Here is a 21,537-nt window from a genome sequence, read left to right on the forward strand (position 1 = left end):
GCCAGTTGGTGATTTTGAACTTTTGCTTTGCCACGGAACGGTCTGCGTTGTCGGGAAGATGCGTGATCTGATCCTTCAACTTAGCAAAAGTTCGATTTATTCAACAAAGCCCCGGTTTCTTTCTGGTTATCATTCGCATAAATACAAACCTGTGATTTGTTGATAACAAATAGCGCGTTTGCGTTTTATTGTTTTGTCCCTTGCTCTGTGTTTTTCAGGTCGTTCTCTGCAAAGAGAATTGCGGTCCTGGCTGAGCGCAAGCGGGCCTTTGCGTTTTTCTCTTCGCGTTCGAGGTTGGCGACGGCCTCGCGCAACTCATCACGACGGTTATGAAGCTGCTGAATCTCTCTCACCACAGCCTCGCCATCAGTCGCGCACTGTAGAACGTACTGGAAAGGGTCAACAGCGCAGCTGCATTGCAGGCACAGAATGACCCGACCCTTCTCATCGACCTCTACGGCTTTATGCTTGCAGTGTTGCTGCCTGTAGTCCTTTCTGTCGGTTACGGTGATGTTAAGTAGCTTCTCTTCGTCGCGCTTTGGCTGCACCAGAGTGATGACGTTGTCGCTGTCATTTTCCATCTGGCACCTCCTGCTGGGCGGCTGCGAGCATGGCGGCGCGGCAGGCGTTCCAGGCGTCCATTGCAGATCCGGCATCTTGCCTACCAGTTTCTTTGCAAAACTTCACGGCATCAGCAATAGTCCATTCCTCCGGCGCTGGCTGCGGCCTGGCGTAGACCGGCATGACATCATCGTGACCCTTGTTACTTTCATCCGTCAGCGACCAGAACAACCGTCCTGCTGGATGCTTGAAGATGTAAGCCACTGGCTCGCTGTCCATTGCGGCCAGCGATTGACGAATGAGAGCCTCTAATTGCCTGTCAGTGGCATCGCAGCCGCCATCTTCATCAAATTGTGTAACCCATTCTTCCAGCTGCTCTCTGGTTAATTTGCTGGTCATTGATTGGCTCCCCGTGAAATTTTGTGGCCCGGCGCATAGCAGCGCTGGCGGTCTTTGCTGATGCGCCAGCCAGCTTTGCGCGCCTGCTGAGAAATGTCGGTCATATTCCGGCCAATAAAATCAGCCTGCCCCTGCGGATGGATTTTCCCTGACTGACAACCATCACAGTCGCAATACAAATCGGCGCAAAATCCTTCAGTTATTCCCATCACTCAGCCTCCACCTTGATGCCAGCGGCAGACGAGAACAACTCAAGCGCCAATCGCACTTGATGCTCAACTTCATCAGCTAATGGGGATTTGTAAGTATTCCTATAGTCCGGCAACTTCACGGTGACGGTGCGGGATTCCAGACCTTCAGGAGGCTTAGTGCTCCAGCCGTGCCACCACATGAAGGCGCAATAAGCGGCAACGTCGCGCGGGTCGCCTTTGGCGATATGCTGGTGAAAGTGCGCCTGGCATTGACTTGGCCACCCATCCTGTTTCCAGTCTGTGTCGTAGCCGTATTTTAATTGGGCCTTGTACAGCTTATCTGCTATGGCAGTGCAGAAGTCGGCAACCAGCTTCTGCGTATCCGGGTGAAGTCCTAATGGCATACTCGGCGCCTGCTGCGCCTTCTCCAGCGCCTCTACCAGCGCGAGAACGTTGGCAGGGTTAGCCAGGGCGATGAACATAGCATCATGCGGGCGTTCTTTGCTGATGTGCTCACACACCATAATTTCAGCGTTATGGCCTCCGCCAATACCACAACGACCGTCGTGGTATTGGAATGCTCTCCAGTCCCCCTGAGTGGCCTTCTCTGCCGCCGCTTTCAGGCTCTGCGCCAGTTCGTTGATATCAGTCATGGCTGGCCTCCCCAAGCACCCAGCGCAGAGCCGCAGCATAATCGCCAGTGGCACCTTCGAGGGCTTTTGTGATTTCTTTACGGGTTTTCAGACGTGGTTTTGCTTCACCGAGAATCTGGCGCTGCCGACGGGCTTTTTCGTGGCCGGTTGTGCCAGCAGTTGCCGCTTTGATTTCAGAGACCTTCTCCCGCTGCTCTTCAGGTTTAAGCGATGCCAGCTGACGCGCCTGGGTAACGGTGACCGTTCCGGACTCCACTGCATCGCGAACAGCCTGGGTGGCATCCAGCAGTGACAGCGTTGCGCGTACGGTCTGGACACTCACGCCAAACATCAGCGCTAAATCGTCCTCGTCGTGCCCGCGTTCTAGCGCATCAGCCATTTTCTTTGCTCGGCCCAGTGGCGTATCTGCCTGGCGGATTTCGTTAGCACTTACCATCGCCTGCGCCATGCGAACGGCAGAGCCACGTTTAGCGACTGCCGGAACCAGTAACGGTTCTTTGCCCTCTTTCGACAGACGCTTGTTGGCTTCCAGTGTATGGCGCACACGCTGGCGACCATCGACTACACAAGACAGCCCTGTCTCCGGGTCTTTCCAGACGATAATCGGCTCAAGAACGCCCTGGTCCATGATGTTCAGCACCATTGCCTCGCTGATAGGCAGGTGGATACGCTCATCGTAAAGCGGGTGCGTTTTGTCGGTAACCAGGTGCAGGTTTTCAGGTTCGAACGTCAAAACGTTCGTTTTGCCACTGGCGCCGTATACAAGCTTTGAGTCTTTAGCCATTTTTCACTTCACCTTTTTTCTGTTCGACCTGCTGAGACCATTTTTCAATCAGCCGGATTTTCGATTTGCTCTTGCCACCAGCCCAGTAGCTATCCTGTACGCGGAGATGTCCGTAAGGGCATCTCAGGGCCCCCGAACAGGCGCCAGCCTGGTAATCCCGAAAATAAAACTCCGCAGCTGAACCACAGACCGGGCAATCAGGTATCTCTCGCATCACCGGGTCACCTCGCGGATTTTCTGGAATTTAGTGCCGTGGTGCGGATTAGCTGGGTTAGTAACCTTCGAATTCATAAACCCGGCGGCCACCAGACGTTCACAGCGGTAGCGAGGGCGATCAACGAAACCAGCCAGGGACTGCCACTCAAACCAGACGCCAACCGGCACAGACTGGAGCAGTTTGATATCCAGCGCTGTGAGTTTGCTGGTTACCGCTACGGGCTCGGTACTTCCACCCGGCATCCAGTAGCCATTCAGGTTTTGCGCTTTGCCTTCGCGCTCCAGCACCATCAGGCGGGCCAGCATTTCAGGTGCTGTCAGGTCGAAATAAACAGCCAGCTCACGGCAGGTGACCTTCTCCAGCTCTTTCAGCACGTCAGTAATTTTTTCCATCAGATTCACTCTCATAATCAGAAATGGTGTGCCGGAATCGACCGCAGTGAAGACTAACCACTACAACCAACCCCAACCCATAGGGTTAAAATAAAAACGTCTCAGAATGCGTTGTGTTGCGTTTTCTTCGATATCGTCGTTTTCATGTAAAACACCTATCCCCGGAAACCTTTCGGGATGTCGGTATCCAGTTTGCTGCTCACACCGAACGAGCTGCCGGTTGCCAGGTTTGCCGGGCATAACTTCAGAGCCAGCTCCTGCCATTTGCTGCGTAGGGTTTTCACGGATTGAACTCGGGAGCACCAGAACTGATCGCGCTGAATGCGCTCAATCATGGTGCGGATTTGGTCATGGCTGCAGCCGTGCTCCTGGCGCAGCATGCAAATTTCTTGCGCCCAGGCTGAGAAGTTCGGCTCTCTCGGTTTTGCCAGAGTGCCGTCGAACTCTGCTGCGCGTTCGTACAGCTCGATGATGGTCGACCAGAACCACGTAGCGAGGTCGAAATCGTCATCGGTAGCCAGGTTACTGGCTTCGGTAGCGTCAGGAATGACTGCTTCCGGGATGACAGTTTTTTGAGTCGATTCAGAAAAGTTATCCACAGGAGAAATCTCTCCCGCGTGGTTTTTATGATCTGTATGTAATGATCTGTTTTTAAGATCTGTATAGAGATAGGATTCGGCTTGAGAGCCGTTTCCAGGATTCGGCTCATGAGCCGTTTCCATTCGGCTCTTGGGACGAATGCATTCGGCTTGAGAGCCGTTTCCATTATTTTCAGTAACTTGCTTCGATTCGGCTTTTGCGCCGATTGCATTCGGCTTATAAGCCGTTTCCATTACTTTCAGTGACTTATTCCCATTCGGCTCTTGAGCCGAATCCAGTATTTGCGGGAATATCCGTGAAATCAGCGCTTCCTGGTCAATTCGGTAATGCTTTATGGGTGTTCCACCGACCTGGCGAAGCTCTTCTTCGATGACGCCTGACAGGTACTGATCCGTAATTTTGAACATCGCTTTTCGGACAACATCGCCATCTTTAGCGCGTACCTCTTTCGCAAGCGCCGCATGCTCCTTGTAAAACCAGCCATCATCCAGACTCGACTTACCCGACCAGAACACCAGTTGGTTGAGAATCGCTGCCAGCAAATGCTGCTGCCTGTCTCCTGCAAAGAAATCCAGATACGGGCCGGGAATCGTTATGCAGTTCCCCTGCCCTGACATGGCCTGAACAATTTCAAAGACCTGATTGCTCATACCAAAACCTCATTGTGTAGCCGTAAAAACTCACGTAACCCCATCCAGCCAACAGTTCCGCAGTCTCTCCGATAGGAAACGTCTTTCTCAGTTGCCGTGAGTACCGTCACCATGTGCCCCTTGTGTCTGTGCTGAAAGCGTGCTCCCGCCTTGGGTATCCCGTTACTTGCGCAATCCCCTTCGGATGGCACATACGACGGATAAGCCTTTTTAAGGCGTGCAATCAATTCAGCAGCAGACTGGTTACACATAGCCACCTCCGGAATCAGTGGTACTTCGGCACTTCAACAGCTCCAGGCTGATAAGCCTTGCTGTAGACGGCTTCAATAGCGTCATCGTGAGCATCAATTGCCGTTCCAATAGCGTGCTGAGCCGCAAGCAGCGCCCGGCGCTCAATGGTGTCGAAGATGCTCAAGCGATGACGGATTTCACGCGGCAGAACACGCAGGATTGCCGGAAGCAGCAAACGGATTTTCTCGCGCTGTAGTTCGGTCTCACCTTTCAACCAGCGGTGGAAAATGTTCTGCTGGTTACTCCAGGTTTTCCCCGGAACCAGGCGCAGTTGATTACCGCCAATACGTGCATATTCCTCAGCGATAGCATTTGCCGCGAACGCCTGACCAACTTCTGCAGCCCAGGCCAGCAGAACCATTTCAACGTGCTCGTGTTTGATTTCCATCAATCAGACTCCTTCTGTGCTGTAGCCGTATCATTCTCAGGAAGGCCACTGGTTGGGTTTGGGTGAAGATCAGGACGCAACTCATGCGGAGTAATTCCAGTTGCCTCGTAAACCTGAATTACGCGCTTTGGTGGAACTTGCCCCTGGTACTTATGGATCCATCGACTCAGCGACGACGGTTTAATGTTCAAGGCAAGTGCAAGCCGACGTTTGCCACCTGCAGCTGTAATTGCCTTATCAAGACCTGACATGTGAACCTCTCTTTTAGCCATTGTGCAATTATATTGAGCTAATAGCTAAAAAAAATCAACAACAAGAAATTATTAATGTGTTAGCCAGTGGCTTACAATTGTTGCTATGAAGACAGAAACCCAGCATGAATCAGGCTCAAAGCCACAAAGCACGCTTGCCGCAAGACTTGATGAGCTGATGAAAGTGAATCATTGGTCTCGCACAGAAATGGCTCGGATTGCGGGAGTTAGTCCTACCTCTGTAACCAACTGGTTTAAGAGGGAAACCATAAGCAAGGAGTCAGCAGCCAAGCTAGCCAAGGCCGCTAAAACCTCGCTCTCATGGATACTTACAGGAGCAGAGGAACTCGGCGGGACATACACTGAAGACGAAATTGCACTTATTGAAGTTTTCCGCGAATTGCCGCCTATCGAGAGGCGCAACATGCTGGCTGCATTCCAAATGCGGCTACAAAAACTCAAAGATTTTTACTCTGACAACGTAGATCCGACTACCAGAGAAAAATAAATTCACTTCAATTTCAAAAGAATGCCGCCGATTGGCGGTATTTTTTTAGCCTTTGACTTATCTTTTGGTTGATTTTATTTAGCCTGTAGCTCACCATAAGTACATCGACACAACGGTGCGATAGGTTAAACGTTCCGCTACCCGGCGATAAGGGCTAACTAACGAGGTGAATATGGAAAGCAAAGATCTGGTGGTGATTAACGGCCAACTGTGCAGCAAAGACGTTGCCATGCTGATTATTGAGAAGGTTTTACCTACCGTTCTTGTGGTGGTGGCTGAAAAGGTGAGGGACAGGCGAACCAAGGATGAAGTGAAAGAAGCAGCCACAACCGTAGTTGAAGCCGCTATCTCAGCAATTAGTTTGAAGAGCCTAGTTGCTCCCAAGTCTTGATCGCTTTCGCACTTTCCTCTTCCTCACGCTTTGTAAGCAGGGAGAGAAAATCAACCTCAGAGCGGTCGACTTCAGAAAGGAACTCTTCAGGGGTGATTTCTTTGGGTTGAGTTGATGCGTAAACAACGGCCAAAAGCCAAGCCTTATCATCTTTATTCATGATTTACCTTTGCTGGTTGTGTGAGAACTCCAGCATACCACCGAGCCTGAAGTGGTGAAAAGACAGGCAAATAACAGACCTTGCAATGCAGTGAATGCGGCTATGCGCACGCGGTTCAGTTAAAGCAGTACCACTTGTTTCCCGAAGTGGGGTGGAAAGAAAGCTGCCGATACCAGTTGTTAACTGGCTGGTATCACCGGGAGGCACCCGGCACTGCATTGCAAGGTCTGTTGGTACTCAAATTCACATGACAGTGAGGGTAGCAAATGATCCGCGAACATGAAGTTCCTGCATGGCACCGGTTCTGTATAAAGGTTGCCTTGTTTTTGGCTGTAGTTGTCGTTATCAGCTTCCCATTCTGGAGTAACAAATGAGCAAAAACGGCATTCGTTCCTTGGTAATCGCGCTGGCCATCGGATTAGTTTTCTGGGGTGGGCTGGCTGTCGAAATTATGTATATCAAAGGGGTGTTCCATGGCTAATTTATTACATGGCAACCCAGCTTTTAAAGCAGCACAAAGCAAGCTGGCTATTGCGCAATTTATTGGCAATGGTGAAATGTGGGCCGAAGCTTTTTCGTCTATGAAAGATATTTTTGAGAAAGCAAAGCACGCAGAAGATTTTATGTTTTGCAGTCGCGAAGAATCTCTCTCAGCCCTGAAATTAAATGATGTCATTTTGAATTATGACATGTATGGCGATTTGGTTTCTGTTAACGCAGACTCTGGCAATGCACGTTACAAAATAAACACAGAAGTTTCTTACTAATACCATCATTTTTTATTTAATGCCTTAACTGGCAGGTATGAACACACTTTAAATTTAACCGGAGATAGATAAATGGAAGAATTAAAGTTGCACTGTCATGGTTGCGGCGGTTCTTTTGCTCGCGATGAGCTGCAATATCGTCCATCTGGCAGGGGTGCTTATCGGAGAGACTTTTATTTCTGCCCGGTATGCAATGAGAAAGAAAAGCAGAAAATCGCTCTCTCCGCTGCTGCTTCCTCGTTTCGTAAAACCTTACCATCACGCCCCGGACACCTTGCCCACAAGCGCTGGTAGGTGACGGATGATAATCACATCCAACCGTATTCCATCGCATGTAAATGAAAAGGCATCGCATGTTCTGAGCTTGTACAGCAAGGGAGATATAAAGCCATGCCGAATCAAATGCGGGAATTTAAGTTTAAAGATTGGCAGAAAATGGCGCTTATTATCCCACAATAACGGTACCTGCTGGGAAATTATGAGCCATGAAAAATACAACCAACTTAAAGACAGGAAAGCTCAATCATGAAAATAGAATTTAACGATAAAGGTGTAATTGCTACCGCCACGATTACCAGCACGGTTTTCGAATTCCGCCTTCACAACCGTGCTGTTGATACGGCGCTATTTCTTGCTCCTTCCGTTCGTGCTAAGCGTAGCGGTTTCTTTGTTTTAAAAACGGTAATTATCGGTAAACCCTCTCACGTACTGCGTGCGTATAAAGCGATTAAAGCGGAGGCATCACGATGAGCAAATCATTAAACGCGCGTTGTATCCGCCGCTGGGAAGTTGAGTTTAAACCCGTCTGCGATTCAAAAGTTAATCCGTACTGGCGCAAAAGCGACCTCCGTGGATATATCCGCGAAGCAGCGCTTACCACAGCATACAGCATGGTCGAGAGCATGGCTGAACGTAACGCCAAAGTTGACTATGACGGTGAGCCGAACGGATGGACGCCAGAATTTTCGGCATGGTATCGGGAGCGCCATGAGCAGTACCTGAAAGAAGCGCGTGACTACCTGGACGAAGACGCTACCAACGACGAAATCGACGAAGAGATCGAGAACGAACTTGAAGCATGGAACGACTGAAATATCGAGTATCAATACTAAACTGATTTCCAATAATCAACATTAAACCGGGGAACTGATTATAGTTTCCCGGCCATGAGGTTATTTATGGCCGATATTACTCAAGAAGATGAATGGGTGATGGAAAAGGGAATTGTAGCGAAGATGTATATGACTCCCCGGCAAATTAAATCTTACCGGGAGGGGAGATGGATTGAGGGGGTTCATTATAAGAAGCACTCACCTGACCCCGAAGCTTCAGAAGGAAGGGTAACTCTTCTCTACAACTACACCAGGATTAATAGGCTTGTCGGGGAAACATAATGAATATGCCAGCTGGCGTAGAGCTGCATGGGAAGGGAATAAGAATTAGCTTTCTATATCGCGGCATACGGTGCCGCGAAGTTTTGCGGGGCTGGACTGTATCAAATAGCAATATACGAAAGGCTGGTAACCTCCGTGCTTTAATAGTAAGTGAGATTCAGCAGGGGAAGTTTGACTATGCAGAGCATTTTCCTGAATCAAAAGCGATTAAAAAATTTACCACGACACAAAAAGTTAAAACCTTTGGTGAATTATGCAAAGTTTATCTTGATGCCAAAAAGCTTGAGGTTTCAGCTGCATCATACAGAGGCGCAGAATCACGAATAGCAACACTTTGCGCTATCGTCGGAAGTAATACGCATATTGCAGATATTCAGCATACCGATCTGTTGAATTACAGAAACTTGCTGTTGACGGGAAACACCTTTAGCGATCATGCGCCCTGGTTAAAAAGAAAAGGTCGTGCTGTATCCACGGTCAACGGCCTGATGAACAACCTGACTGCGTTGCTCAAACTGGCTAACCTGAGCGGTTTTATCGAGCATACCCCGCACGAAGGTATAAAGATGCTCAAGCGCTCCAGGAGAGACCCGGATCCGCTTCTCCAGAGTGAGTTCGAAGGTTTTATAAAAGCGCTATCTCCTCGTTATGTTTTACTCTGGACTACAGCTGTCTTTACCGGCCTTCGGCATGGAGAGCTTACAGCTTTAGCCTGGGAAGATGTGGACCTTGATAAGGGTGAGCTTCACGTCAGGCGTAATCAGACCAATGAGGGACTGTTTGTGCCACCTAAAACCGAAGCGGGGATCAGAACTGTAACCCTGCTTGAGCCTGCGCTGAACGCTTTACGTGAGCAATTCAAGCTAACTGGCGCATTAAGCAAAACCGAAATCACCTTCCATCACCGCGAACATGGTTTAACTGAACAACAAAAACTGCGGTTCGTGTTTATCCCGCCCAAAAACTGGCGCGGGGAAACGAAGTATTACGGATCTCAGTCTCTGGGGTATAGTTGGGAAGCAGGATTAAAGAAGGCAGGAATCAGGAACAGGCGCCCTTACCAGTCGCGCCACACTTTTGCGTGCTGGTTATTAACTGCCGGTGCTAACCCGTCGTTTATCGCCGGACAGATGGGTCACGAGAACGCGAAGATGGTTTATGAGATTTACTCGAAGTGGATCGGAGAGATGGACCGCAACCAGGTGGAAATGCTGAATAGCAGTTTTTCTGACGTTGTGTCCCAAGGGTGCCCCAAACGCAAGGTAGTTGGTATAAAAAACGTTTGATTTCAGCAAAATAAAAATGCTTGCCGGAATATTAACTTTATCCCAACATGATCGCCGATCGCGCTGCAACGGCAGTGAAACAAACTCAGGAGCGAAAATGATTACACTGTGGGGACGTAATAACTCGACCAACGTGAAGAAAGTGCGCTGGGTGCTGGAGGAGCTGGATCTGCCGTATGAGCAGATCCTCGCCGGGCTGGAGTTTGGTCTCAATCATGACCCGGAATATCTGGCGATGAACCCCAACGGGCTGGTGCCGCTGTTAAAGGACGATGCCACCGGGGTGGTGTTGTGGGAATCAAATACGATTATTCGCTACCTTGCCGCCCAGTATGGCGCTGACCGTCTGTGGCTGGCCGCGCCGGCGCAGCGCGCGCAAGGCGATAAGTGGATGGACTGGTCCAACGGCACCCTCTCTCCCGCCCATCGCCCGGTGTTAATGGGCCTGGTGAGGACGCCGCCGGAGCAACGCGACCCGGCGGCCATCGCTGCGGGGATCAGCGCCTGCGAAGCGCTGTTCGCCATGCTGGATGACGAGCTGGCGAAAACGCCGTGGCTCTCCGGCGAGCAGTTCGGCCTTGGCGATATTGCCGTCGCCCCCTTCGTCTACAACCTGCTGTCGATCCTCGACAGCTGGCAACCGCGTCCCCATCTGCAGCGCTGGTATCAGCAGATTAGCCAGCGTCCGGCCTGGCGCGAAGTGGTGCAGATCCCGGTCACCTGAAATTAACTCTCCGGACTCAGCCGCAATAGCTCGCCGTTAGACTCGTCGGTTAACACATACAGATAGCCGTCGGGTCCCACGCGGACGTCGCGGATCCGTTTCCCGCGCGCCTCCAGCAGGCGCCCCTCCTCATGGACCTGATTGCCGTCCACCGCCAGAACAATCAGCGACGTCTCCTTCAGCGCGCCGATAAACAGCTTATGTTGCCACTGGGGAAAGGTCTGCGCCGCGTAAAAGGCCATCCCGCTCACTCCCGGTGAGACCGGCCAGACATACAGGGGAGGCTCGGTCCCCGGCACCGTCTTGCCCCTGGCCTCCGGAATGGGCAGGCCGCTGTAGTTAATGCCGTGCGTCGCCAGCGGCCAGCCGTAGTTTTTTCCCGCCTGCGGGATATTAATTTCATCCCCGCCGCGCGGGCCATGCTCGTTCAGCCACAGCGCACCGCTCCACGGATTCATCGCCATACCCTGCGGATTGCGGATGCCGTATGCCCAGATCTCCGGCCTCACGTCGGCCCGGCCAACAAAGGGATTATCCGGCGGAACGCCCCCGGTCTCCGTCAGACGGACCACTTTTCCCTGCAGCTTGCCGAGATCCTGAGCGGTGGGACGCTGATTGTTCTCCCCGAGGCCAATAAACAGATGCCCTTTGCCGTCGAACACCAGCCGGCCGCCAAAATGATTGCCGACGGAGAGTTTCGGCTGCTGGCGAAACACCACGGTGAAGTTCGTCAGCTGCGTGGCATCCTGGCTCAACTGCCCGTAGCCCACCGCGGTGCCCGCTTTGCCGCTGGCGTCGCTCTCCGCATAGCTTAGCCACACCCGCCGCGACTGCGCGAAATCCGGGGCCAGCGCCACGTCCAGTAAGCCTCCCTGGCCGTTGGCCCACACCTGCGGCACGCCGGCTATCGGCGCCGACAAGCCTTTACCCGGCTGCCAGCGCTTGAGCTCGCCGCCGCGCAGAGTAATCAACATGCCCTGGTCGCCGGGGAGAAACGCCAGGCTCCACGGATGGGCCAGCCGGTTCTGCAATACTTCCACCCGCACCGCGGCCTGGCTCAGGGCCGGCAGCGACAGGGCGCTTAATAGCAACAGCAGCGGGATCGGACGCATGGCATTCTCCTTTCGTCAGCTCTGCGCTAAAGGGTAGCCAGCGGGGAAATTTGCGCGGGGATTTTTACATAACCTTTAACAGGGGAAGCGTCCACTTCCCCTGGGTTTCAGCCGATCAGGCATGAGGGATTGGCGACAATTTATTCAATTTATGAATATTTGAAGTCAATCCTGTCAGACAGCGTTCTAGCTTCTCTACGTTAACAGCGATGTACAGCGGACAATCATGATGTCCGCTCATCAGGCATACTGCAGCGGCGGCGACGGACTCGCCGGCCAAACGAAGGGCATCCCTCTCCTCCGGTGAAATGACATTCTGCAGGCGCGGCGCCTGGGCACGCATTTCACGGCAAAGCTCAAACAAGTTTTCACGCAGATGGTCATTTTCGCTGACTGACATGTAGCCTTTGGCCTTTCGCAGCTGCAGATAGGCGTCAATATCGATATTGGCGTTAATGAGCTTCTGCAAAAGGTGGCGGTATAGTCTGTCAACGCTCATCACGGTTCCTCCTCTGTCGTCCTTTACCTCATCCATAATACGGTTATTTTTTGTACAAAATGATGCGCCAGGTCAATTATTCCCAAGCCTTTAACACCCTTTACAATGTAACAACCTTGCCGCTTTGTCAGGTATATAACAAAGATTATGTTATACGATCACATTTAATTTCATAAAGAAATCAATTCGCATTCGCCGCCATAAAAAGGCCAAAATAGTGCTGCAATGATCACATTATATTGCTGGCGCTATTGCACGATCGCCAGTCAGGATGCCATAACAAATCATTAATGTAATACGTATAACATTTAATAAAAACAGCGACCGCGGTTCGCTGATAATCTCTCTGCCCATTTGCAAGGAACTGAACCATGACGCCCGGTAAAAGAAACTACCTTCTGTTAAGTCTTTTCGATTTCCTCTACCTGTTCGCCTGGTCGTCGACCATGGCTTTCTTTGTCATCTGGACCACCCAGCATCTTGGCATCAGCGCCACGAAAACCGGCCTGCTCTATTCGGTCAACGCCTTTATCGCCCTGCTGATGCAGCCTTTCTTCGGCTTTATCTCCGACAAGTTCGGCCTGAAAAAACGCCTTATCTGGCTGCTGGTGGCGCTGCTCCTGCCGGTAGGCCCCTTCTTTATCTACGTTTACGCGCCGCTGCTGATGCACAGCTTCTGGATTGGCGCGCTGCTGGGGGGCATCTATCTGGGGATCATCTTTAACTCCGGCTGCGGGGTGATCGACTCTTATATCGATAAGATTTCCCGCCGCTACCAGTTCGAATACGGTCGGGTGCGGATGTGGGGCTCGTTAGGCTGGGCGGCCGCGGCCTGGATCGTCGGTAAATATATCGACAGCCATCCCAATCTGGCCTTCTGGCTCGCCAGCCTCGCCATCGTCATCGCCGCCGTCTGCTTTATGCTGACCAAAATCGAATTAACTGACGCCGATGTGGCGCGAAGCGAATCGCTGAAGGTCTCCCATGCCCTTGAGCTGGCGAAGAACCGCCAGTTCTGGATGCTGCTGATCTTTACCCTGTTCGTCACGCAGATTTATGACACCTACGATCAGCAATTTGCCCAGTACTTCTCGCTGCAGTTCCCGACGCCGGAGGAAGGCAACCGCTGGTATGGGATCCTCGCCTCCATTCAGGTGTGCGGCGAAACGCTGTTCTTATGCCTGATGCCGTGGTTTGTTAACCGGACCGGCGCCAAATGGGCGCTGATCATTGCCGGGCTGATCATGTCGGTACGTATTGCTGGCTCGGCGGTGCCTCTCGGCCCGGTGTGGATTGGCGCAGTAAAAATGATGCATGCCCTGGAGAAACCGTTAATTCTGGTGTCGGTCTTTAAATTCATCGCCGCCAACTTCGACCACAAGCTCTCTTCAACAGTCTATTTACTGGTGCTGTTTGTCGCCTCGATCGCCACCGCCATCTACTCGCCGCTGGCAGGCTATCTGTACGATACCATTGGCTTCGCCGACACCTATCTGATCCTCGGCGGCATCGCCGGGCTCTTTACTCTGATCTCTGTCTTCACGCTGCAGGATAAGCGCGAGCCGAAAAAGCCCGGCATCGCCCCCTCCGGAGCCGTCACCCCGGCGCAATAAGTCTCTGCCCGGCAGCAACGCCGGGCATGAGTCGCCGCCCGCGCGCACGGCGTGCCGGAAGCGTTTCCCGCCCCTCTGCCCCGGGGCGTGCGGGATCCGCTGTAGCGGCAGGGTCGTGAAAGGCAGGGTTGGGTGCGCTTTTTCACCATTAACCGTGACGGAGCTATACTCTTTTTCGCAAAGATCTGTAGAATTCCTGCCCTGACCATTCCAATAATTGAACACTTTTTAAGCTATGAGCAATGTCACGCACCAGCCGAAAATCGGCTTCGTCTCCCTGGGCTGCCCGAAAAACCTCGTGGACTCAGAGCGTATCCTGACCGAACTGCGCACCGAAGGTTATGACGTCGTACCTACCTACGACAACGCCGATATGGTGATCGTTAACACCTGCGGCTTTATCGACAGCGCTGTGCAGGAATCGCTGGAAGCGATCGGCGAAGCGTTGAAAGAGAACGGTAAGGTGATCGTCACCGGCTGTCTCGGCGCAAAAGAGGATCAGATCCGCGAAGTGCACCCGAAGGTGCTGGAGATCACCGGTCCGCACAGCTATGAGCAGGTGCTGGAGCACGTCCACCACTATACGCCAAAGCCGAAGCACAACCCGTTCCTGAGCCTGGTGCCGGAACAGGGCGTTAAGCTGACGCCGCGCCACTACGCCTACTTAAAAATTTCCGAAGGCTGCAACCATCGCTGCACCTTCTGCATTATTCCGTCCATGCGCGGCGATCTGGTGAGCCGTCCGATTGGCGAAGTGCTGGCGGAAGCCAAACGCCTCGCTGACGCTGGCGTGAAAGAGCTGCTGGTGATTTCGCAGGACACCTCCGCCTACGGCGTCGACGTCAAGCACCGCACCGGTTTCCACAACGGTATGCCGGTGAAGACCAGCATGGTCAGCCTGTGCGAAGAGCTGGCGAAGCTCGGCATCTGGGTGCGCCTGCACTATGTCTACCCGTACCCGCACGTCGACGATGTGATCCCGCTGATGGCGGAAGGCAAAATTCTGCCGTACCTCGATATTCCGCTGCAGCACGCCAGCCCGCGTATCCTGAAGCTGATGAAGCGTCCAGGATCCGCGGACCGTCAGCTGGCGCGCATCAAGCAGTGGCGTGAAATCTGCCCGGATCTGACCCTGCGCTCCACCTTTATCGTGGGCTTCCCGGGCGAAACGGAAGAAGATTTCCAGATGCTGCTCGACTTCCTGAAAGAGGCGCGTCTCGACCGCGTCGGCTGCTTCAAGTACAGCCCGGTTGAAGGCGCCACCGCCAATGAGCTGGCGGACCAGGTGCCGGAAGAGGTGAAAGAGGAGCGCTGGAACCGCTTTATGCAGCTGCAGCAGCAGATCTCTGCCGAGCGTCTGCAGGAAAAAGTGGGCCGCGAAATCCTGGTGCTGGTGGATGAAGTGGATGAAGAAGGCGCCATTGGCCGCAGCATGGCCGACGCCCCGGAAATCGACGGCGCGGTCTACCTGAACGGCGAAACCCGCGTTAAGCCGGGTGACGTGGTGCGGGTGAAAGTCGAGCACGCCGACGAATACGATCTGTGGGGAACCCGGGTCTAGTCCAGCTTCCCGGATAGCGGCTTATCGCATTCCCCTGACTGGGGGTCCACCCGTAGGCTCCCCCCCCCAGGCCCGGCAAGCGCAGCATTGATTACCTTCCAGGCAACCCTGTTGCGCCGTTATTTTGCCGGGTGGCGGCTGCGCCTTACCCGGCCTGGAGGGTCCTCTCACAGGCTGACACATCGTAGGCCCGGTAAGCGCAGCGCCACCGGGCGATGACAGCAGGCACGGAGCCACTTTTATGCCGGGTGGCGGCTCCGCCTGACCCGGCCTACGGGGTCCTCTCACAGGCTCATACCTCGTAGGCCCGGTAAGCGCAGCGCCACCGGGCGATGACAGCAGGCACGGAGCCACTTTTATGCCGCGTGGCGGCTACGCCTGACCCGGCCTACGTTCTTACGACCTGTCGTTAATTTATTCACCAGCCTTGCTGAAACTGCCGGTGCTGGCGGCCTCAAAATCGCTGAGACGTTCCCGGAAGGCCGGGGCAGCCCGCATGGATGCGGGCTGAGGGCCGTGTTTTGCACGGACGCTGCCTCGGCCCGACCCGAAGCCTGCAGGGATAAGTCGAAGGCACCACGCAGTGGCGATTTTGCTGGCCGGAGCCCGGGGGTACAGGGGGCGGCGGCGACTGGCCGCCCCCTGTGCGCTCCCTGCGCCATGATTGACATAACGCAGAAAATTAACCGGGAGCGCAATGTGCGCTGACGCCACACGTGATAAACGCTTTTCCCGGATGAGAAAGTGGCAACCGATGCAGCTTATCCCCCCGTCGTGCGCCAGACCGTCACCCGACGTCCCCTACCCCTTTAACTTCGGATCCAGCGCATCGCGCAGGCCATCTCCCAGCAGATTAAACGCCAGCACGGTCAAGAAAATCGCCACCGCCGGAAACAGCGCCACGTGCGGAGACATCACCATATCCGCCCGCGCCTCGTTGAGCATGGCACCCCACTCCGGCGTGGGCGGCTGCGCGCCGAGGCCGAGAAACGACAGACTGGCCGCCGAAATAATCGATACCCCAATGCGCATGGTGAAATAAACCACGATTGACGACACCGTCCCCGGCAGGATGTGGTGGAAGAGGATGGTGGCATCGCTGGCGCCAATGCTGCGCGCCGATTCAATAAAAGTCTGCTGCTTTAATACCAGGGTGTTGCCGCGCACCAGCCGGGCGAAGGCCGGGATCGAGAAGATCGCCACGGCGATAATCACGTTGGCCATCCCGCTGCCCATGACGGCGACCACCGCGATCGCCAGCAGGATCCCCGGAAAGGCGAACAGCACGTCGCACAGACGCATAATCAGCCGGTCCCACCAGCCCTCATAGTAGCCGGCCAGCAGCCCAAGCACCGTGCCGATAGCCGCGCCAATCAGCACCGCCAGCACCCCGGCGGCCAGCGAGATCTGCGCGCCCACCAGCACCCGGCTGAAAATATCGCGCCCCAGCGAGTCGACGCCGAACCAGTGCACCAGCGAAGGCCCCTCGTTAAGCCGGTCATAGTCGAAATAATTTTCCGCATCGTACGGCGCTATCCATGGGGCGACGATGGCCACCGCAATCAGCAACAGCACAAAAATACCGGCGCCCATGGCCACCGGCTGACGCCGAAAGCGCCGCCAGAACTCATGCCAGGGGGTATGGATCTCGCCGGGCCTGATGCCCGGCATGGCGTTCAGCGCCACCTGCCTTCTCCAGTTAAGCAATCGCACCTTACTTATACCTGATAGCCGGGTTTATGGCCGCGTACAGCACATCCACCACTAAATTGATAAGAATAAACTCCAGCGAAAAGAGCAGCACTTCCGCCTGAATCACCGGGTAATCGCGCATTTCTACCGAATCGACCAGCAGTCGCCCCAGCCCCGGCCAGTTGAAGACCTTCTCCACGACGATCGAGCCGCCGAGCAGAAAGCCGAACTGCAGCCCCATCATGGTGACGACCGGGATCATCGCATTGCGCAGACCATGCTTGAGCACCACCCGCGTTTCGCTCACCCCTTTCGCCCGGGCGGTACGCATATAGTCTTCATGCAGCACATCGACGAACGACGCGCGGGTAAAGCGCGCCATCACCGCCGCCACCGCCGCGCCAAGGGTCAACGACGGCAAAATATAGTGCCGCCAGCTGTCGGCCCCCACCGTCGGCAGCCAGCCCAGCTCAACCGAAAACACCTGCATCAGCAGCATGCCGAGGGCAAAAGCCGGAAACGAAATGCCGCTCACCGCCAGCGCCATTCCCAGACGGTCAGGCCAGCGATTGCGCCACACCGCCGCCGCGATCCCCGCCGCCATGCCAAACAGCACCGCCCAGCTCATGCTGGCCAGCGTCAGCCACAGGGTGGGCATAAAGCGGCTGGCTATCTCACTGGCAACGGGACGCCGCGAGGCCATGGACATGCCAAAATCGCCGCGCAGCACGTTGGTGATGTAGTGCCAAAACTGGACGTGCAGCGGCTGGTCAAGCCCCAGCTGCTGGCGCACCATCGCCACCACCTGGGCGTCGGCTTCCGGTCCGGCAATCAGCCGCGCCGGATCGCCGGGCAGCATATGGACGAAGAGAAACACCAGCACCGCGACGATTAGCAGGGTGGGGATCAGCCCCAGCAGGCGCTTAATCACATAGTTGAGCATCGTACCTCCACCCCCCGCCCCGCGGAAAAACCGCCCTCCTCCCACCCGTGCCGGAGGGCATCATCTCGACCTTCACGGTGTTAAATCTGCCTGTTCGAAGCTAAAGCCGGTGTCCGGCTGGATATAGAAGCCGGTGAGATTCTTGCTGTGGGCAGAGACCAGTTTCTCCACCACCAGCGGCACCCACGGCGACTCTTTCCAGATAATATCCTGCGCCGCCTTATAGAGTTTGGTTTTCTCTTGCGGATCGGTGGTTTTCAGCGCCTCGCTCAGCGCGCTATCCACCTGCGGGTTGCTGTAAAAGGCGGTGTTGAACAGGGTCGGCGGCCAGTTTTGGGAAGCAAACAGCGGCGACAGCGCCCAGTCGGCTTCGCCAGTGGAGGCGGACCAGCCGGTATAGAACATCCGTACCCCGCTCTCTTTCTGCCCTTTACCTTCCACTTCCGCCGCTCGCTGACCGGCGTCCATCGCCGTCACCTGCGCCTTAATGCCCACCTGCGCCAGCTGCTGCTGGGTAAACTGCAGCACTTTCTGCGCGGTGCTGTGGTTATGTGACGACCACAGCGTCGTGCTAAACCCGTTGGGGTAGCCGGCCTCTTTCAGCAGCTGGCGCGCTTTCGCCGGATCGTAAGGCCACGCGGGATAGCTCTGGGCGTAGGCAATCGACGGCGGCACCACGCCGGTCGCCGGGGTGGCATAGCCGGCAAACGCCACCTTGACCAGCGCCTGGCGGTTGATGGCGTAGTTGATCGCTTCGCGCACCTTCGGATTATCGAACGGCTTCTGCGTCACGTTCATGCTGATGTAACGCTGCATGATCGACGGACTGGCCACCAGCTCCAGTTTGCTGTTTTTTGCCAGCAGCGGCGCCTGCTCATAGGGGATCGGGAAGGCGAACTGCGCCTCGCCGGTCTGCAGCATCGCCGCCCGGGTATTGTTATCGACCACCGGTCGCCAGGTAATGGAATCCAGCTTCGGCAGCCCCGGCTGCCAGTAGCCATCGAACTTGCTGACCTTCACGAAGTCGGTCTGGTTCCAGGTATCGAGCTTATACGGCCCGGTGCCCACCGGGTGGAAGCCGATATCTTTGCCATATTTTTTCAGCGCCGCCGGCGAAATCATCGCCGTCGCCGGATGGGCGAGAATATTAATAAACGCCGAGAACGGCTGCTTGAGGGTAATTTTCACCGTGGTTGGATCGACCGCCTCGGTGCTGGCGATATTTTTATACAGGTTATAGCGCTTAAGATGGTTTTCCGGGTTGCTGGCGCGGTCGAGGTTAGCCTTGACCGCCTCGGCGTTAAAGTCGGTGCCATCCTGGAATTTCACCCCGCTGTGCAGCTTGATGGTGTACACCAGGCCATCCGGCGACACGGTGTAGCTCTCGGCAAGGACATTTTGCAGCTTCATCTCTTTATCAAGGCCGAACAGGCCTTGATAAAAGGACTTCGCCACCGCCTGCGACAGGGTATCGTTGGCATCATAGGGGTCGAGCGTCGTGAAGTTAGACCCGACCGCCACCACCACATCTTTGGCGGCAAAAGCGGGGGCGCTCGCCAGGGCAGCCGCGATACTCAGCGCCAGCCACCATTTGCGTGAAACAGGTTGTGTCATCGTGTTCTCCTGAAAAGGTGCGTTATGTGTTGTTATGCTCTGCCCAGCACATCGGCGGCGTCGCGGGCGACGAAGTGGCCCGGCCCAACCTGCTGCAATGGCGGGCTGGCGATCTCCTCGCCCCGCTTATAAATATTGCCCGGAACGTCATCTGACAGCAGGACCCGTTGCGGATGACGGTAGGCCGGGTCGGCCACCGGTACGGCGGCCATGAGCTTACGGGTATAGGGGTGCTGCGGGTTTTCAAACACCGCGCGGCGCGGGCCGATTTCGACAATCCGGCCGCGATACATCACCGCCACGCGGTGGCTGATGCGCTCCACCACCGCCATATCATGGGAAATAAACAGAAACGCGATGCCCATTTCGCGCTGCAGGTCGAGCATCAGATTGATAATCTGCGCCCGAATGGAGACATCCAGGGCCGACACCGACTCATCGGCAATCACCACCTTCGGATTAAGCGCCAGCGCGCGGGCAATGCAGATCCGCTGCCGCTGGCCGCCGGAAAAGGCGTGGGGGTAGCGCCAGGCATGCTCCGGCTGCAGCCCCACGCGCTTTAGCAGCCAGGCGACCCGCTCGCGCGCCGCCTCCCTGTCCAGCAGGCCATGCACCCGCAGCGGCTCCATAATCGAATCGCCGACCGTCTGGCGCGGATCGAGCGAGGCGTAAGGGTCCTGAAAAATAAACTGAATATTGCGCCGCAGGGACTGCAGCTTGCTGCCGGAGAGGGTATCGATCCGCTGACCATCGAAGGTAATGGTGCCCCCCTGGGTCTCAACCAGCCTCAGCAGCGCCCGGCCGGTAGTCGACTTGCCGCAGCCGGACTCGCCCACCAGCGACAGGGTCTCTCCCGGCCAGAGATCAAAACTCACCTTCTCCACCGCATGCACTTCGCGCGTCACGCGATTGAGCAGTCCGCCGCGCACCGGGAAACGGGCCACCAGATCGCGCACCTGCAGAATAGGCTCCCCCGCCACCACCGTGTCTGGCGTTTCTGTCTCCGCCAGCGGCTGCCCCGGTAGCGGGAAGCGGCGCGGCAGATCCTGACCGCGCATCTCCCCCAGCCGGGGTACCGCCGCCAACAGCGACTGCGTATAAGGGTGCTGCGGTGAACGGAAAATCTCCTCGACGCTGCCGGTCTCCACCGCCTCGCCGCGATACATGACCAGCACCCGATCGGCGATATCGGCCACCACCCCCATGTCGTGGGTGATAAAGATCACCCCCATCGCCATCTCCTTTTGCAGGACGGCGATAAGTTGCAAAATTTGCGCCTGAATGGTGACATCCAGCGCCGTGGTCGGCTCGTCGGCAATCAGCACCGCCGGCCGACAGGAGAGCGCCATGGCGATCATCACCCGCTGGCGCATACCGCCGGAGAGCTGGTGCGGATAGCGTGAGAGCATCTCTTCCGCCTGGGGAATACGCACCTGGTCGAGCATCTTTTTCGCCGCGCGCAGCGCCTCTTCGCGCTCCAGCCCCTGGTGCAGGCGCAGGGATTCGGCGATCTGCTCGCCGATGGTGAATACCGGGTTCAGCGAGGTCATCGGCTCCTGAAAAATCATCGCCAGATCCGCGCCGCGTACCCGGCGCATTTCGGCCTCCGATTGCTCATTGAGCGCGATCACCTGCCGGTTGCGCCGTCGCAGCCACAGCCCCTCGCTGCTCACCTCGCTGCTGGCGGCGTCAAGCAGACGCATCAGCGCCAGCGCGGTGACCGATTTTCCCGAACCGGACTCCCCGACAATCGCCAGCGTCTCGCCGCGGCGCAGGCTGAAGGAAAGCTGACGCACGGCCTGCACCTCTGGCGCATCCTGCTGGCGGAACGCCACGTTCAGGTTGCGCACCACCAGTACTTCGCAGGTATCCGTTTCGTGAGTTTGCGGCACTCTC

At 55.5% G+C, this 21,537-nt stretch carries 29 protein-coding genes; 12 read left to right on the forward strand and 17 right to left on the reverse strand.

Going from position 1 to position 21,537, the window contains the following annotated elements:
• The 10 genes from AC6CWS_RS11830 to AC6CWS_RS11875 form a co-directional block, all read right to left on the reverse strand.
• Positions 1–79, reverse strand: a 79-nt coding sequence (locus AC6CWS_RS11830; RefSeq protein ID WP_223602338.1) for a hypothetical protein, incomplete at its 3' end; no start/stop codon positions are given.
• 106 nt (positions 80–185) lie between these two features.
• The gene (locus tag AC6CWS_RS11835) at positions 186–581 is read right to left on the reverse strand and encodes a hypothetical protein (protein WP_070544639.1); all 396 of its coding nucleotides are present in this window, start codon (positions 579–581) and stop codon (positions 186–188) included.
• Positions 571–960 carry a hypothetical protein gene (locus AC6CWS_RS11840; RefSeq protein WP_070544640.1) on the reverse strand — a complete coding sequence of 130 codons (390 nt, stop codon included), beginning with the start codon at positions 958–960 and terminating at the stop codon, positions 571–573. The genes AC6CWS_RS11835 and AC6CWS_RS11840 overlap by 11 nt, the downstream gene beginning before the upstream one ends.
• Positions 957–1,169: a hypothetical protein gene (locus AC6CWS_RS11845; protein WP_070544641.1), complete on the reverse strand. Its 213-nt coding sequence runs from the start codon at positions 1,167–1,169 to the stop codon at positions 957–959. Before AC6CWS_RS11845 ends, AC6CWS_RS11840 begins: the two co-directional genes overlap by 4 nt.
• Positions 1,169–1,804 (reverse strand): ead/Ea22-like family protein, encoded by a 636-nt coding sequence (locus AC6CWS_RS11850; protein ID WP_131095965.1) that lies wholly within the window; start codon positions 1,802–1,804, stop codon positions 1,169–1,171. Before AC6CWS_RS11850 ends, AC6CWS_RS11845 begins: the two co-directional genes overlap by 1 nt.
• On the reverse strand, positions 1,797–2,588 hold the full coding sequence (locus tag AC6CWS_RS11855; RefSeq protein ID WP_323109522.1) for a ParB/RepB/Spo0J family partition protein: 792 nt from the start codon (positions 2,586–2,588) through the stop codon (positions 1,797–1,799). The genes AC6CWS_RS11850 and AC6CWS_RS11855 overlap by 8 nt, the downstream gene beginning before the upstream one ends.
• Positions 2,589–2,801: 213 nt before the next feature.
• On the reverse strand, positions 2,802–3,197 hold the full coding sequence (locus AC6CWS_RS11860) for a hypothetical protein (RefSeq protein ID WP_065803146.1): 396 nt from the start codon (positions 3,195–3,197) through the stop codon (positions 2,802–2,804).
• A gap of 155 nt (positions 3,198–3,352) precedes the next feature.
• Entirely contained in the window at positions 3,353–4,447 is a 1,095-nt protein-coding gene (locus tag AC6CWS_RS11865) for a phage replication protein O (protein ID WP_065782092.1), read from the reverse strand.
• Between the two features lie 265 nt (positions 4,448–4,712).
• Positions 4,713–5,126: a toxin YdaT family protein gene (locus AC6CWS_RS11870; RefSeq protein ID WP_070544645.1), complete on the reverse strand. Its 414-nt coding sequence runs from the start codon at positions 5,124–5,126 to the stop codon at positions 4,713–4,715.
• Complete coding sequence (locus tag AC6CWS_RS11875) at positions 5,126–5,398, reverse strand: transcriptional regulator (RefSeq protein ID WP_309598408.1); 273 nt, start codon at positions 5,396–5,398, stop codon at positions 5,126–5,128. The genes AC6CWS_RS11870 and AC6CWS_RS11875 overlap by 1 nt, the downstream gene beginning before the upstream one ends.
• A gap of 85 nt (positions 5,399–5,483) precedes the next feature.
• Here AC6CWS_RS11875 and AC6CWS_RS11880 point away from each other — a divergent pair, with 85 nt between their 5' ends.
• Together AC6CWS_RS11880 and AC6CWS_RS11885 are read left to right on the forward strand one after the other, a co-directional pair.
• Positions 5,484–5,885 (forward strand): helix-turn-helix domain-containing protein, encoded by a 402-nt coding sequence (locus AC6CWS_RS11880; RefSeq protein ID WP_064175995.1) that lies wholly within the window; start codon positions 5,484–5,486, stop codon positions 5,883–5,885.
• 172 nt (positions 5,886–6,057) lie between these two features.
• Positions 6,058–6,276, forward strand: coding sequence for a hypothetical protein (locus tag AC6CWS_RS11885; RefSeq protein ID WP_023158874.1), 219 nt, complete (start codon positions 6,058–6,060; stop codon positions 6,274–6,276).
• Here AC6CWS_RS11885 and AC6CWS_RS11890 read toward each other — a convergent pair.
• Positions 6,242–6,436, reverse strand: a complete 195-nt coding sequence (locus tag AC6CWS_RS11890; protein WP_074189305.1) for a hypothetical protein — start codon at positions 6,434–6,436, stop codon at positions 6,242–6,244. The genes AC6CWS_RS11885 and AC6CWS_RS11890 overlap by 35 nt on opposite strands.
• Positions 6,437–6,909: 473 nt before the next feature.
• Between AC6CWS_RS11890 and kil the strand changes: the two genes are divergently transcribed.
• From kil to AC6CWS_RS11930, 8 genes are all read left to right on the forward strand, one after another.
• Positions 6,910–7,203 carry a host cell division inhibitory peptide Kil gene (gene kil, locus AC6CWS_RS11895; protein ID WP_323109523.1) on the forward strand — a complete coding sequence of 98 codons (294 nt, stop codon included), beginning with the start codon at positions 6,910–6,912 and terminating at the stop codon, positions 7,201–7,203.
• Positions 7,204–7,275: 72 nt separating this feature from the next.
• On the forward strand, positions 7,276–7,497 hold the full coding sequence (locus tag AC6CWS_RS11900) for a hypothetical protein (RefSeq protein ID WP_123640128.1): 222 nt from the start codon (positions 7,276–7,278) through the stop codon (positions 7,495–7,497).
• 7 nt (positions 7,498–7,504) lie between these two features.
• Positions 7,505–7,732, forward strand: a complete 228-nt coding sequence (locus tag AC6CWS_RS11905) for a ParE family toxin-like protein (RefSeq protein WP_458366351.1) — start codon at positions 7,505–7,507, stop codon at positions 7,730–7,732.
• The gene (locus tag AC6CWS_RS11910) at positions 7,729–7,953 is read left to right on the forward strand and encodes a hypothetical protein (RefSeq protein ID WP_323109524.1); all 225 of its coding nucleotides are present in this window, start codon (positions 7,729–7,731) and stop codon (positions 7,951–7,953) included. The genes AC6CWS_RS11905 and AC6CWS_RS11910 overlap by 4 nt, the downstream gene beginning before the upstream one ends.
• On the forward strand, positions 7,950–8,294 hold the full coding sequence (locus AC6CWS_RS11915) for a hypothetical protein (protein ID WP_117243674.1): 345 nt from the start codon (positions 7,950–7,952) through the stop codon (positions 8,292–8,294). The genes AC6CWS_RS11910 and AC6CWS_RS11915 overlap by 4 nt, the downstream gene beginning before the upstream one ends.
• Before the next feature lie 87 nt (positions 8,295–8,381).
• The gene (xisR, locus tag AC6CWS_RS11920) at positions 8,382–8,597 is read left to right on the forward strand and encodes an excisionase family protein (protein WP_023297262.1); all 216 of its coding nucleotides are present in this window, start codon (positions 8,382–8,384) and stop codon (positions 8,595–8,597) included.
• Positions 8,597–9,883: a site-specific integrase gene (locus AC6CWS_RS11925; protein ID WP_048293365.1), complete on the forward strand. Its 1,287-nt coding sequence runs from the start codon at positions 8,597–8,599 to the stop codon at positions 9,881–9,883. Before xisR ends, AC6CWS_RS11925 begins: the two co-directional genes overlap by 1 nt.
• Positions 9,884–9,980: 97 nt before the next feature.
• Entirely contained in the window at positions 9,981–10,607 is a 627-nt protein-coding gene (locus tag AC6CWS_RS11930; RefSeq protein WP_032455238.1) for a glutathione S-transferase family protein, read from the forward strand.
• Between the two features lie 2 nt (positions 10,608–10,609).
• Here the strand turns inward: AC6CWS_RS11930 and AC6CWS_RS11935 are convergent, their stop codons facing one another.
• Together AC6CWS_RS11935 and bssR are read right to left on the reverse strand one after the other, a co-directional pair.
• Positions 10,610–11,719 carry a PQQ-dependent sugar dehydrogenase gene (locus AC6CWS_RS11935; protein ID WP_065881877.1) on the reverse strand — a complete coding sequence of 370 codons (1,110 nt, stop codon included), beginning with the start codon at positions 11,717–11,719 and terminating at the stop codon, positions 10,610–10,612.
• Positions 11,720–11,834: 115 nt separating this feature from the next.
• Positions 11,835–12,218, reverse strand: coding sequence for a biofilm formation regulator BssR (gene bssR, locus AC6CWS_RS11940; protein ID WP_065881878.1), 384 nt, complete (start codon positions 12,216–12,218; stop codon positions 11,835–11,837).
• Between the two features lie 371 nt (positions 12,219–12,589).
• Here bssR and AC6CWS_RS11945 point away from each other — a divergent pair, with 371 nt between their 5' ends.
• Entirely contained in the window at positions 12,590–13,831 is a 1,242-nt protein-coding gene (locus AC6CWS_RS11945; RefSeq protein WP_065881879.1) for an oligosaccharide MFS transporter, read from the forward strand.
• 235 nt (positions 13,832–14,066) lie between these two features.
• Entirely contained in the window at positions 14,067–15,392 is a 1,326-nt protein-coding gene (gene rimO / locus AC6CWS_RS11950; RefSeq protein WP_004141985.1) for a 30S ribosomal protein S12 methylthiotransferase RimO, read from the forward strand.
• Between the two features lie 801 nt (positions 15,393–16,193).
• Here the strand turns inward: rimO and gsiD are convergent.
• From gsiD to gsiA, 4 genes are all read right to left on the reverse strand, one after another.
• Entirely contained in the window at positions 16,194–17,105 is a 912-nt protein-coding gene (gene gsiD, locus AC6CWS_RS11955; RefSeq protein ID WP_065881880.1) for a glutathione ABC transporter permease GsiD, read from the reverse strand.
• Between the two features lies 1 nt (position 17,106).
• Entirely contained in the window at positions 17,107–18,027 is a 921-nt protein-coding gene (gene gsiC / locus AC6CWS_RS11960) for a glutathione ABC transporter permease GsiC (protein WP_004886274.1), read from the reverse strand.
• Between the two features lie 72 nt (positions 18,028–18,099).
• Entirely contained in the window at positions 18,100–19,641 is a 1,542-nt protein-coding gene (gene gsiB, locus AC6CWS_RS11965; RefSeq protein ID WP_023288968.1) for a glutathione ABC transporter substrate-binding protein GsiB, read from the reverse strand.
• Positions 19,642–19,673: 32 nt separating this feature from the next.
• On the reverse strand, positions 19,674–21,533 hold the full coding sequence (gene gsiA / locus AC6CWS_RS11970) for a glutathione ABC transporter ATP-binding protein GsiA (protein ID WP_065881882.1): 1,860 nt from the start codon (positions 21,531–21,533) through the stop codon (positions 19,674–19,676).
• Between the last annotated feature and the right edge of the window lie 4 nt (positions 21,534–21,537).

The sequence above is a fragment of the Klebsiella sp. M041 genome (assembly GCF_059759695.1).